This window comes from Paenibacillus auburnensis, from assembly GCF_927798115.1.
Taxonomy (GTDB): domain Bacteria; phylum Bacillota; class Bacilli; order Paenibacillales; family Paenibacillaceae; genus Paenibacillus_AQ; species Paenibacillus_AQ auburnensis.
This window is the reverse complement of record NZ_CAKMMG010000001.1, coordinates 1-14,906: the sequence shown is the minus strand read 5'-3', so window position 1 is coordinate 14,906 and position 14,906 is coordinate 1. Positions and strand designations below refer to the sequence as shown.

Here is a 14,906-nt window from a genome sequence, read left to right as displayed (position 1 = left end):
CTTTACAGTAGGATACCCACACCCGTCATTTCACGGGTGTGGGCCCTGCTTCTCTATTGTTTGTCTGTAATGTACTCATCAAGCCTAATAGCTATCGCAGCAGCTTCCGCACGGGTCAATACGCCCGCAGGGTTGATCTTGCCGTCTGTACCGCGGAGGATTCCGTATTTAATGCTTAGTGCGATCGATTGCTTAGCCCATGCCGGAATCATATCCTTGTCGGCATAACTGCTAAGAATCTGTGTAATCTCAGCATTGCTGAGCGTTTCACCGCCAGCGCTGACCACATTCAGCAGTCTTCCGACCATCGTCATTGCTTCCATACGCGTTAATGTAGCCTGCGGTGCATATTGTCCGGAGCTCTGTCCGGTGACAATTCCCAGCTCAGCGGCGATAGATACGCTGCGGCTGTACCAGCTGCCTGCTGCCACATCCGTGAAGTTCTGCTGCGTGAACGGATTGTTCATGAGGCCCGCTACTCTAAGCAGAATGGTAGGCAACTCGGCACGGGTAACTTTAGCCTGAGGGACAAAGCTGTCAGCAGCCTTACCCATGACAAACAGTTTGTCCGAAGCGTCTTGAATGCTTTGTTCAGCCCAGAAGCCCTTGGCAACATCCTTGAACGCCTTGGTATTGTTGATAAAGAACAGACTTCCTTCTCCTGTCAGCTGAACATCCACATAGCTGCCGTTTGCGGCCAGTTTCCAAGGTACTGTCGTCCAGTTGCCGCTGTCATCCTTCAGGACTACAGCGGTTAGCTCACCTGAAGTGATACCACTTGGAATCATAACCTTAGACTGAAGCGCCGGTGTCCATTTGCCCGCAGGCAGATTGACAGCAACAGTTGTCCCGCCGCCTGCACCCAGTACGGTGAAGTTCTGAGTCTTGGCAAGGGCTGTCATTGCATCCTTGTCTGCAGCGGAGTTGTTTCCAATGCTGATCTTAAGCGGCTCTTTCAGCCCAGCCAGGTTCTCAGGTCCAATTACCAGCTGTCCTTGTGGCAGACTGACAATTATCTTCTTCTTGGCTGCTATGGCCTGCTCTGCTACATTCAGGTCAACAGTAATATTGAAGCCTGTAGCTGCAGAATCTGTGCTGCTAATCGTAATGTCCCCGCTGCTTTCCCCAGCTTTGCTGTCCGCGGTCACATGAATGATGGCCGTCGTTCCATCCCAAGCAGCGTCCACAGGCTGACCATTCAATGTCGCAGCCGGAAGTCCGGCCGGTGTTACTGGCACAACGCCGCCAACAGCACCGCCACCGCCTCCGCCGCCACCTGTACCACCTGTTCCGCCCGGAAGGTTGGAGTGAATAATAGATGATACTTTAGCTGCTGCCATGGCAAGCTTATGGAGTGAGGTTCGTTTGGCAACTACGATTACGTCACCCGGTTTTACAGAAATCACACCGTCCGCAGGCAGCATTTTCCAATCGCTCAGATTGGATTCAAATACTGGAAGTACAGCTGCTGTACCTGCAGGGTAGATCTTATAAGCCAATTGCTGGCCGGTCATATCCCCAGAATCAGAGACGACAATCTTCGTATGATCGGTATCCGCGTAAACTGTTTCTGCAGAAATCGTCAGACTGCCCAGCTTCTCAGGCTTAGGTACTGCAACTGAAGCTACTGCATAACCCTGAAGGGTAACACCTTCCGCTACCGTATATTCCCCTTCAATCAGGCTGGAGCCGGTTGATAGGGCGGTAATTGTTGTTACTGGTTTTTTCGTAAGCGTATCGTTCGCTGTTACAACCTCGACAGAATCCCCGGAAGCCACCGAATAGGTGATTTTGCTGAGCTCACTGTCTTTCACAGCCACCTGCTTATACTTCGTCTTCCCGTTCTCATCCTTGCCGTCTGCCACTTTAAGATAGGCCTTAATCGTGCCAGTCTGGCCAGGCTGCAGGGATGGAACTTTCTCCAAAATCAGTGCGGACGGAACTTCGAAGCTCTCATTCGAGATATCCACAACCGCCGAATTCTCATTGCCGGCCGCATCCGTAGCAGTGAACTGAAGCGCCACTGTAGGTTCGGCAGAATTCACCGCTACTTTGGCATTAAAGGTTCCGTCATCCGCTACCGGAATTACCGTACTTCCCACTTTAAGCAGAGTATCCTTCGTGGTTGTACCCGCTACTGTAATTGTGTTGCCTGTACCGTCATTGACGGTTCTGGCTCCGGTTGCCGGCTGATCAATATAGAGCACAGGTGCAATCGTATCGACCGTCAGGTACAGCATGGTGACCGACAGATCCTTGGACACCGAATTCGTTGCCCGCAGTTCAATCGCGAACGGTCCGTCCGTCTTGAACTGATCCAGCTTGAGTGTGCCTTGGCTTCCGCTTGCGGTATTGCTGAGCGCAACCTTGCCGATCGATTGATCCGCATAGAAGGCTTCAACCGTCACATTCTTCTGATCCGAAGTTAGGGTCAGCGTCTGCTCAGTCTGTTTTGTGAGCAGGTTGATATAGTCGCCTGTATTCACTGCTTTACCTTGGCCTGTAACGTTCAGCTTAGGCTTAACAGGTACTGGAAGCAGTTTCTTGGCACCGGCGACACGGTCCGCATAATGATAATTCTGATTCTTATCATCTGCCGCTGTCGGAATCGTTGCTGCAGAAACGCCGATCTCATATTCGTGACCGACTTCAAGTCCTACATACTTCACATCCTTCAGGTCTATTACAGTTCCTTCCAGACTGCCCAGCTCCACTTTATCCGACGTGGAGGTTGCAGACCATCCGCCGATCAGGATACCTTCGTATTTGCCGGTCGAAGCATTCCAGTAAGGCGCCAGTTCGTCTTCAGTAAACAGGATCTCGCCGAAATTAGAATAATCCTTCATCGCGCCGTCCTGCTCACGCTTGGCATCAATGACATAGCTGTGTTCATAATCTGCATGTCCTGCCTTTTTTGCACCCGGTTTGAAGGAAAGGGCAAACAGTCCGTTTCCTGCCGGTTCAACCTTCACTTCACTCACGTTTTGCGGAGCAAACGGATCAGTGATCTCGAATTTCTGCGCTGAAGTCTTGGTAGCGAAGTTCGCGCTGGAATTCAGCTCGGCACGCAGATAGTAATTGCCTTGACGCAGCAGTCCGCGGATATCCTCCGGGTTACCCATCAAGGTTACATTCGTAACATCAATGCTTGTGCTGCCGCTCGTAATGCCGCCGCTGACACTGCCGCCCTGGCCGACTGGAATATCCTTCGCAATCAGCAGTCCGGGATCGCCCGCTTCAAGAACGGATTGGCCGTTGTCCAGCTTCGTCACATTCTTGGTTACAGCATCTTCTGCCAGATACAGATTGACTGTATCCCCTTCGCCAGCATTGGCTACCTTCCAGGAGGCTGTGAATTTATTGGCATTCGTGCTGTCCTTGGCAAGGTTAATATCATTCAGCTGTGGTACCGTAGGCACGTTCAGCAGCTTCGTTTTAACCGGAGAAACCGCCGTCAGCGTCCATTTGCCGCCGCTTTTCACTTTGTCCGCAGGAACTATGATATAAGCTTTGCGCACATCAACCTGGTCAGGAGATTTGCTGGCCGGAATGTACTGGGTGAATGCATTGGCAGTAGGGTCTGTATTCGTGTTATCGAATTTAACCGGGAACACCTTGCCGCTGGCATCCTTCAGACTGAATGCCGGAAGGTCTTTCGATTCATATTCCATTTCAATGACCGCATTACCGGTTACATTATCCATTGGGATCTCATGCACCCGGCCGCTGTTTTTCACAGTGATGCCGCCTACGCTGATGTTCATCGAACCATTCTCAATGTATTCGACGCCTTCTGCAACATCGTGATAAACGATTTCCTGATTTTCCTGTTCAGCTGCCGGAGCTGCTGCTTCTGAGGTTGCTAAAGTTTCTACGCCCTGTCCAATTACCATCAGACGCGGTCCCAGCTCTGGGTCATCGACAACCAGATGGATCATACCATCCGGCAATTGATCGGTCGAGGTGCCGAATTCGACCCCGCCGCCCCAGTAATAGGTAACTCCGAGCGAGATCAGCAGAATGCCGATGCTGCCCCATACCTTGTCGTTGTTGACACCGAGGAACATGCTGGAAAGCGGCATCCCGCCGACAATCGGCACATCGTTAGGAATCTGTATTTTGGAGCCAATATAGCCCTCAAAATCCGTCCGGTTCTTCTCAAGGTTTTGCCCGACGAAGATCCCCGCTTTACCGATAATAATATCCCAACCGCCGATATCCATCTCCGACTGCACGCGCACGAACCATGGGGTGACCCACTGAGCTTCGAGCAGCGCCTCCGTCAGCATCGGCAGCTTATCGTCATCTTCTGCGTCTGCTTTCGCTGAATAATCCAGCTTACCTTCGACTTTAAGTCCGGTCCGTTTGACAGTCAGGTCTACATCTCCGAAGAAATACGCCGGAGCCATACCGAATCTCACACTCACGCCTGCCGATACGGTCAGCGGGAATGGATCATCCTTGCTGCCTCCGGCAATCGTATCGGCCAGTTCCCGAACCGCACCGCGAATACCGGTCAGGTAGGTTGCACCGGTAATCAGAATACCCGGAGAAGGCAATCCCGCTCCGAAGGCGATAACATCCGGCAGAATCCGCCCGTCCTTTACTTTCTTGAGCGACAGCTCAATCGACACTTCAAGCATATTTTTCAGTTGGGCATCAAAAGCAAGCCCGTACTGATTCTCAACCGGCTCACCGCCCACATCCTGAACATAGTGGGTGACCGTAATCTCACCGCTAGGACTCTTTGGTCCGTCTTCCTTTTTCTTGGCAACCCCTTCTTTCTTAGGTCCGAACAATCCAAGCTCCTCACCTAAGTCGAATTTGAGCGCCGCGTCAATGCCGACAAAGCCTTTATCATTGAACACAACGTTGTTGATCTCTGCATTAACGATCTTCATCGATAAGGAACCGCCGAAGGAAATACCGCCTTCTCTTAAAATGAAGTCATTAAAAGAAAGTCCGAATCCGTCAATCGAAAAGCTCGGTGCACCGAACAGCGATTGCTTGTTGAAGTATACGTCCTCAATCATCACCTGGCGCAGCGGGTTCAACCGGTCGCCCACGCCCCCGACGGCCCATTTCAGACTGCCATTCTCGGTATCATCTTCCGGGTTCGTGTTCTCTTTCGCTTCTTCACCCTCTTCATCTTCATCTTCATCATCACCGGTGCTTGCGGAAGGAAGATTGTAGTTATCTCCGCCCAGAGACTTGTTGAAGCCGTTGAAGAAGTCCAGTGTCCATTCGCCTTGATGGAAAATAAAGCCGCTGCTCGCCACACTCAGCGTACCGTCCCCTTTAATAAACAGCGTATCAAGGAACGGCATATCATCCGGCTGCGATACTCCGAAAATGTCGAGTTTACCACGGACAAACGCCAAATCTTTTCCTGTGTATGCTACAGAATCATTAATGATTGCCGGTTCAGTCTTCGTATCTACAATAACCTGCTCGTCTGCTTTGGAACCGACCTGCTTGATCATCCCGCGGATGACAACTACCACTTCGCGGTCAATTTCCTCTTCCTCCGCTTCGGCCTCGAAGGCCTCCAGCTCTTCTTCGGAGTCAAACAGTTTGTAATTGTAGAGAGGTGTTTCTTCCAGTGCTTCATCATCCATGAAATCACTGAGCTCAAATTCCGGATCAACCGCCTTGCTGGCCATTCCGAATACCGCTTTGGTCTTTTTGTATTCCGTTACAGCGTTGTAGAGAAACGCACCGTCTTCGAACGGTTCGTCCGGGAACATGCTGTTCAGATCGTCAAGCAGATCCCCGCTCACTGAAGCTCCGTTCGCGATTCCGCTGACATCTACCAGCTGCTTGTAAACAACCATGATACCGGCTTCACGGATCCGTGATTCATCATTGTCGGATACGAGAATGGTCTGTTCGGTTGTAATGTCATACATTGCAGCGACTTCCTCATCGCCGCCGGCATCGCCTTTGTAGTCGATCTCCACCTGATATTCACCAAGCGGCAATTCGGGTCCGAGGTCCGGTTCAATCACTTTCCCCGACTCATCTACCTTAGCTCCGCCGCGGTACGTAATCCGCATGTCGCCGGACATCCCATCATCCGTCGGCTGCATGACTATCGCATCCTGCACATCAACCTTATACCGTTCACCTGTTACGGTTTCTTTCAGATATAAGTCAAAGTTAGGTGCTGTGGTCTCATTTCCGGTATTGTACGCTTCAATATTTGAGAGGTTCACCGTCATATATTTCACATCAGAGCTGTAAAGCTCTTTCGGCGAAATTCCGTACACGTAGGTCGGAGTAGCCTCGCCAACCGGCGGCAGCAGAATGAAATTGGATTTATTCGATTCATACTGTGCTTTGATGCTCTTGTCTGAGACACCCTCAATCTTGCTCTGTGTCTCCGGGCTGCGGGCAGTCAGCATATATTCGCGCGTTACCGGCCAAGGTCTGCCTTTAGCCATAACTTTGAAGGAAACGGCAATCGTATCGCCCGGCTTGTATTTAGGCTTAATCCCTTGTTCCGCTTCTTCAGGTGTGGCGGATTTTTTGAATTCAAGACTCCGGCTCCGCGTATTCTCAAGAACCGGCTTCCCGTTCTTATCCCTAACAACATCGCCCTTACTGTCGAGCTTAACGAAATCAAGCCCGCTCTCTAGGTCAAGCTGCACTTCAATTTGGGAATGCTCCATACCAAAAGCGGCCAGATTCTCCACTTCAGCGGTAATGTCAAAGATCCCCTCATTGTTATAAGCGCTGTTGTCCGGAAGTGTAGCCAGCTGCTGAATCTGGTCAACATATCGGATCGAGAAGACTTTATCCGGGGCAATGATTTCTCCCAGACCGTATACAGTCTCGAAGCTCTGGGAGCCGCCGGCAGCAATGGTATCCGGGTTCCAGTAGAAGGCAACTGCGGAGTCAGAGCTCCCATAATCATTGGTATCACGCGTGAAATCCAGATTCGGATGTACGGTGTAATCCCATTTCGTGTTGGCCAGGCCGTTCCAGTGGCCGACAATCATCTCATCCACAATGTTAATATTCTGCTCGGCGATATTGTTGAAGCCGTAGGCGACAACGTTCGTCGCCTGCGGGTTCGCCAGGTCCAGCTTATCGCGCATTACCCAGTAGGAAGGCAATTTATAAAGTGCGGCATCCTCATCCGGAATACCGGCAGCTTTCGGGTCATGCGTCAGTTTTCTTTCTACCATTAAAGGTGCCTGGTATGCCGTACCAATCTGGAATAGAGGTCCGTCATTGCTGCCTACCATCGTATCCAGCAATATCCGGCTGCCGACTTGAACCTTGGCACCGCTCTTGTTATTCACTTCATAACGGATATTCACATTTCCGGAGTTCACCTTATCGGCGCTGTCGGTATAGAGCATCAGAATTTGCTTGATCTCTACGCCTTTGATCTTCCAGATCATCTCCAGCTGCTGGGTTCCGTTCGTGTTCACCACAATTTTCGGTGCTGTGGTCTCGGAGTAAAAATTGTTGCCGAACTTATATTTGTTACCATAGATATAATCTGTTCCATCAATCCGGAACGTCGTGAACGATGTTTCCGGATCATCTCCCTTGAATAACAGACTTGTTTCCTGGTCTTTTTTACGTATTGGCTGGCCTTCCACTGTACGGACACCATACCGGCCCGTAGCGTTATCCACGGTAACTTTGATGAATTCATTTTGGATAGTCGTTGTGTTCGTGTTCTTCACGGCATCAGCCAAGGCATGCAGGCTTTCCGATGTGGACAGGAATACCATCACAAATGAGAGCATCAGCGCACACGTTTTTTTAAACAGCTTCACCATAGTCCCCCCTGTTTCATAGTTTTCTAATTCGTGCTGCTGACAAAGAAGGTCGCATATTCACGGTCGCGTTCCTGCGTTCTCACGATAATCGTATACCAGCCGGCTTTCGGGAAAGTAACCTTGTACTGGCCGCTGACCAGCTCCTGATAAGTGATCTTGGTTGCGATCGTCTTCATTTGCCCTTCACGGTAAAGTCCTGTCTGATACAGCAGATCGAAGGTACCCCACTCGTTAACTTTGTCTGCTCCAGCTACCTTCATCACGTTGTAGCCGGAAATCTTGAAGGTAATCGTATTGCTGCTGAACAATGCAGATTCCCCGGAAGAAGCCGAAATCAGTGTATCGTCCCCGAAAATAAGCAGTCCGCCGTCTTTTACTACGACTACACTCTGAGTAGCAATGCTCTTGTTCCCTACCTGATCTGTGGCAGTATAGGTAACCAGCTGACGTCCCAGTTTCGTCAGATCGAGGCCGCTGACTGCAACCTTCACATTCCCTGCCGCCGATACATTATCGGACACGGTGTAGCCACCCAGGTCAGTGGCAAAATTGAAGTCCGGCTTGTTCTGGACAATGCCGATGGTTTCTTTTTTCAGCGTCAGTTCTGGCGCCGAGTTGTCCAATCCTTTGACCGTAACCGGAATCTTGTTCGAGTTGCCGAGCAAATCAGAGATTGCGATCACCGTAGAGCTATTGCCCTCAAATTCTCTTGAATAGGTGAACGTTCCGTTGGACCCGCTAATCTTATTGGTGTAGCTGCCACCAGACAGAATTGGCTTAAGGCCTGAGAAAATCATATTCGGCGCTGCCGTTTTACCGGAGATCGTAACCTTCACCTTACCCTGTGCGTACTTCTGTCCGCCGATGGTGACAATCTTACTGTCCGGCAGAGTTTTGCCTGCAGCATCAACGAAGGTATAAGTAACGTTATCCGCTTCCGGTGGTGCACTCACGATATTAGTCACTGTTTCCTTGACTACCGTTGTATTACCGAACTGATCAGCAACGGTAAAGGAAGCAACGCCGTTTTCTTTGAGCGAAATCGTCTGATTCTGGCTGGTGATAAAGAGTTCCTTGGCCGAATCATCCGCTTTTTGAACTTCAAGCGTTACACCGGAGGAGAGCAGCACATTGCCGTTGCCATCCTTGATCGTACCGAACACCTTGCTGCCATCCATTCCATATTGGTAAGAGCGGACAATTTTCACTTTAGGCGCTTCTTTATCAATATTGTTCACTTGGGCTACAGCCGTTCCTGTATTGCCTGCAGCATCCTTAAATTCAAACGTAAATGTACCGTTCTCAGTGAAGGTATGGCTGCTCTTACCGTTATTGTTCGTGATTATAATCGGCTCAGATGGTTCTGTAAGCAGAACTGTAACATTGCTGTTGGTGAGCTTCGTGAACGGATACTCCACTGTCGCCTTCGGATCGGTTCCGTCCACATTTTTGACAACTACATACAGGTTATCTGTTCGTTCAGGATCGTTGAGATCAATCAGTTCAAAGCTGTAAAAGCCGTTCTCTTTGACGTTAAAGGTATTGCCGGTGCGTGTCGGTGTTGTCGGATTCGACTTGCCTAGGATCACTTTTATGCCTGCCGGCACCGTCACATCAATGTTTGCACCAACCTTGGCATTCACCGGACCGGTAGTCACCTGACTGGCCAACGCGTATACCGGAGCTTCTTCCGGCATCTTGTCTGGAAGCTCAAGCTTAGCTGCGTCACTGACCTTGCCGCCCGGCGTTCTGTATTTCACCATAATTTCAAGTTGTCCCGGAACACCCGTCGGCACCTTAACCGATACAAAGTTCGTGTAAGGTTTCCAATTCACCCAGCTGCTGCCGTTGTCTGGTGAGATGGAATATTCATATCCTGATTTATCCTCAGTATCGAGGCTCAGCTTCACAATCGCGGTATAGCCGTCTTCTTGGTCACCGGACAAATACAGAAGCGCCGACTTGGCATCAGCCGGTGGGGCTTCCTTGCCTCCTGCTGCCGATACCTTGAAGATTTCTGGTGTCTTCGCGATGACACTATTGCCTGCGCCATCTACAGACCACACATACAGAGTGAAATCAGCTACTTCACCCGGTGCCAGCACTGTGCCATCGATTTCCGTATTCCCGCCGGACGGCAGCACCTGCCAGCCTTGGGAATTGGCATCAGGTACACCTGCACCTTCTTTAACCCATTGGTATTTGGTTTTCATGCCTGTCTTGCTGTACTGCTCAGACACCGACACGGTCACGGACTGCTTAGGCAGCGGATACGATACCCCGTTCTTGCTGAAGGTTATAGCAGCCGGCTGATTATCAAAGTAATAGGCCTTGGAGTAGTAATACGCCTTGTCGCCCTGCTTCACAATCATATGCACGTACTGCACACCATTCTTGGTGGCATCAGCCGGAATCAGATAGCTTAGTGATTCTTCCTTGTCACCAGCCAGCAGCTTGGCAGCAGGTTCAGCACCATCTGCCGCCGGTGACGTTTGCGGTTCAGAAGATGGAGTGGGTCCCGGCGTAGCCGCCGGTTCCGGACTCGAACTGCTGCCCGCAGTTGGTGCCGCCTCCGGTGATGCAGTAACTTCCGGAGCAGGAGTAGCTTCCGATACGCTCACTGCTACTTGCGTAAAGCTGCCTGCGCTCACCGGACCAGCCGCCAACAGCTTCATCATGGCTACAGGACCAAACACAGCACCAACTGTAGGCTCTTTAATCGGATCGGAATCCGGAGTAGGAGTTGGAGCAGGCGAAGCCGCCGGTTGTTCTGATGCAGCGTCATTACTACCCGTACTTGGCGTTGGCGTTGCCTTGACCTCGTCACTGGATTCCACCTTCATCTTCTGCGGCTCTATGGGCTCAACCCCCTTAAATTCCGCATCGGTAACCGGGTGATTGGCGCTGCCGGTAATGGCATATCCAACGTAATCCGGCGTAATCCCGCTGATCTTGAACATCACATCATGGCTTTGCACATAATTAGGGTTAGCCTCGGGGGAGAATGTAGCAGGAACGCTGTCCTGCGAATTGACCGTCACCGTTTTGTCGTACGCTTTGCCCGTAATTTCATTGCCGGCTCTATCCATTGCCTTGAGGTAGAGCCAGTAGCTGCCATCCTCAAAAACATCCTCATAAGTGGACTGTGTCACCGTAGTGCCGCTATAAGTTGCCGGTTTCCAGTCATCGTCCAACGGCTGATTGCCGTCCTTGACCCACTGATATTTCACACTGCCGATTCCGCTGTGCGGGTCCGTAACAAGTGCTGTAATCTCTACATTGTTAGAGTTGTCGTTGTTCGGGGTACCATTAGCAATCACCGGAACCTGGTTGTCCAGCTTCAGGACCCCTACCTCATGAGTCCAGTTGGAATCATCCTGTTTGAAATAGTCCAGCTTCCATGTGGTTAAATCACCGTATTGACCTACGGCAACCAGCGCTTTGTTGTTGGCATATAATTCCTTTTGCTTGTCGTCAGTACCTGGGACTTCCGCTTTCCAGGCTTCGTATTGCTCATAATGCAAGCGGACATAATTCTTCATTAATTCATACTGTTTCAGCTCACGCGCGGAATCCCAAGTCATATCCGCGGTCCAGGTGTGCAGATACCACTCACCGCTGTTCTCCGAAGTAAAGGCTTCCGCAGGCGGAGAGAGCAGATTGGTTTTGTTATTAGCCACTTGGAGCTTAATGTTCTGATACTCTCCCGGATAGAGTTCCTCCGATGGCTGTTTGGCTGCCAGCGCATAGCGTTTTAGTGCGGCAAAATTATCCTCCGTCTTGTCAGCAAACGGATCGGACGGATCCTGGCTCCATAGGTAGTACACCAAGCCAACCGATGGTGAGGCTGAGCCTGTCATATTAGACGGACGGTAAATCCCCCGGCTTGGTCTGTATTGCCCCTTGTCTTCTGGAATCGGGTCAAAGGCAGGCACTAGGACGGCCGGATCATTGGCATCAATCGTAACCTTACCTTTCTTCTGATAAGTCGTATTACTGCCCCCGCCGCTCTCATAGCGGTAGCTGACAATTGGTTTCGTGTTGTCAATGGACAGGTTTGCCCAGTCAATCTTAGAGTTGATCAGCGTGGTGTTGCCGTCGACATGATCGCCGGCATAGTTAGCCGGCTGGAACAGCAGGTTACCCGCATAGTCCTGAACAACGTTAAGGTCAGTGTTATTGCCCTTGGCATCATTCGACAAAGCGATAACCTTGAGCAGTGGCGCTTCCACAGTGACACCGTCAGGAACGGTCATCCGGAATGTCCAGTTCTTCGTATTAGAACCGCCGGTATAATATGCTTTCATGCCATTGTTGAAATAAAGGAAGGTCTTCGCAGTATCCCAGCCTTTCTTCACCACAGCTTCTTCGGTCATCTGGACCGTGAAATCAATAACGTCGCCCTTGTTTAGCGTTACGCCCGTTAAAATTTCCGGCTGGATTCCGTTGCCTTCCTTCGTATATTTAGGTCTCACCGCATCGACAATGACACGGTAGCCACCGTGCTTGTAGTCAAAGGGATCAATGGTATCGCCTTGTACATTAGGCAGACTGTTCGCACTGCCAACGTTCGGGAAGCTGATCGTTGCCATATTCCCGGCGGCATCGGCCAGCCCAGCGGCCATAAATTTCTCCTGCATCGTCTGTTCCATTGGAGGATTGTTTGGTGTAGTCCCCGCGATCTTCGGCTCCAGCGGAAGATTCCCGCTCTGGGAGTATTGGTTCGGACTGTATTGGAAAGCGATTTGTTTGTTGAGAGTCGACAGATTGGAAGAACTGTATGTGATATTCTCCATGTACTGCTGCTGTCCGGCTCCCGGCAAACCGCCACCCGCCGGATTTACAAACAGCGGATGGCGCAGAAACCAGTCTGAGTTTTGAGCAACAACCGAAGTTGGCTTTACTGGTTCTGAAAAATTGTAACCGAGCGTAACATTCTCAGTGTTCTTGACATAAAGCTCGGTCTGGTTAATCGTGGTGTTCTCACGCGTTGCCCCGTTACCGGTGAAGGTGTAGCTGTTCAGTACGGGGCGCTGAAGGTCCTGGAACTTGAAGTATAGGCCGCGTACTCCTACCCCTTCTCCGTCCATTGATCCCTCACCATACAGCCATACGTGAATTACTGAGTTAGGAGTTATAATAGCTGATGCAGATTTGTTATATTTTTGACTGTCGCCATCATTCGTATTTTCATGGATAACCTGATTCCCGTCGATACTTATCTTGATCTCAGATTCACGTGATCCACTAAAGAACTTATAGTGCCGTCTTAAAATACTGAATCCGGTGATTACTTCTGCATGCCCGCTTTTTGCCATTTCACGCAGAATTGGATTATCCGCAACGCGAATCTCAAATTGGACTGTTGCTTCATCACTGCCATCACCGGCAAAAATATCCCCGCTAGCCCAATCATAACTGGCATCTTTGTCTGTTTCCGTCTGCACAAATCCTTCAACCTGGTTGTTGTAAAAGTTTACGAACGTATTATCCGCGGCATAGGACAGATTTCCTACATGTGCTCCGCTCTTAAAGACCACCTCAAGGTCATTGGCAGCAGCCTGTGCTTTCCCTGTCCAAATATCAGGTATCAAAGACATTAGCATTATAATCGTCAGACTTATTGCCGTGTATTTCTTCGCTTTCCTGCTCTTCAGCAAATCAATGCTCCCCCTTATTCTTTCGTTGTTTTTCGCCCGCCGTCCTACAAGATTGTTTGCTCCTAATCTCTCTATGCGCTCGCACTCTCTCCTTTCGGCTCCCTTCCGGCGGACAAAAAACAAATAACGTCTATTTACCTATTTTTTCATAACTGAAATTCATTCTAGCAGGACGCTCTAAACAAACTCTTAACAAATCTCGACAATATACTGGTTCAGAGGAACTAAAATCGGGTATTTTGCTTGAAAATGAATATTTTTTTGAAAATTCTGCTAAAATGGTGCGAAAATTCGACTTTTTCTTGTAAAAATACCTCAATAAAAATATTCTGTACAACAAAAAAACCTGGACGGTAAATACCATCCAGGTTTCTGGAATTCAGATATGAAGTTCATTTTCTCTTCATGCAGCCTTTACTTGGTCACCGCGCTCCGGTTGATCACCTTCCCCACCTGTCCCAGAATCGCCGAAATCGAATCCTCATCATTCACATCGTAGTCATCAACTTGCAAGTGTGCAAGAAACTCATAGCATTGAGTTACGGAAGATGGTCACAGAAATGGATAAGCTTCAATCAGGAAGGCTTTCAGTCTATATACTTGTTTTTTCTACTTCTTTATCTATATCGGCATATGTCATGTTTAAAAAACCATAATAGGTCGCAAACGGATAATATACATAAACTTTATTATTATAAACATAGGATAATTTAGGTTTTATTATATAGAATTTATCCTTGTTTTTTGTGCTGGTTTTTATAACAACTTTCTCTGTTCCTTTTGGTTTAATGTTTATGGGTTTATTTTCTAAAGAAGTTTCATTTAAGTCTATTCCCAAATCGATAACCTTAATATCATTCGCAGTAGTATTTGTAAAACTAAAATTATATCCATTAAAATCATTAGAAACTAATGGAAAAGTGTCACTCATAACCAATTTTTCTTCATTCTTATCCTTAGAAACATTAAAGTTCCAAATACCTACTGGGTATTCTTCAACAGAATTATCATCAAATTTTATTTCTATGTATCTTACTTTTTCCTTTCCGGGTTTTTGAAATGATACATCTAATGTAATATTTCTAATATCATACTTTTTTGATGAGTCACTTTTAACTAATTTATAGGATTTGACCTGAGTAGTTACTGAATTCTTAAAGTTTATGGATACTATACTTTTATTAGATATTTTATCTTTATGGTTTTTCTCAATAAAATAAGCTAAATCAAGAGTATAATTTGTGTTTAGTTCTGCTGCTATGGAAGAATTGTATTGGATAAAGTGTGCTGAGGCAAATTTGTCTTTTGTTAAAGAAAAATATGTACCAAAAATCACTACTAAAATAATAAGTATAAATGTTAGAATTATTTTCAATTTTTTAGTCATATACTCAAACATCTCCCAACAAATACTATTATTAATTATGAATATATTACCATTAATACTTTT

At 48.5% G+C, this 14,906-nt stretch carries 3 protein-coding genes; all 3 read right to left on the bottom strand.

Annotated elements, in window-relative coordinates; all coding sequences use genetic code 11:
- Nucleotides 1–53: 53 nt before the first annotated feature.
- Entirely contained in the window at nucleotides 54–7,793 is a 7,740-nt protein-coding gene (locus tag L6H70_RS00015; protein ID WP_236328338.1) for an S-layer homology domain-containing protein, read from the bottom strand.
- Nucleotides 7,794–7,819: 26 nt separating this feature from the next.
- Nucleotides 7,820–13,456 carry a hypothetical protein gene (locus L6H70_RS00010; protein WP_236328337.1) on the bottom strand — a complete coding sequence of 1,879 codons (5,637 nt, stop codon included), beginning with the start codon at nucleotides 13,454–13,456 and terminating at the stop codon, nucleotides 7,820–7,822.
- A gap of 592 nt (nucleotides 13,457–14,048) precedes the next feature.
- A partial coding sequence (locus tag L6H70_RS00005; RefSeq protein WP_236328336.1) for a hypothetical protein occupies nucleotides 14,049–14,906 on the bottom strand: 858 nt, incomplete at its 5' end.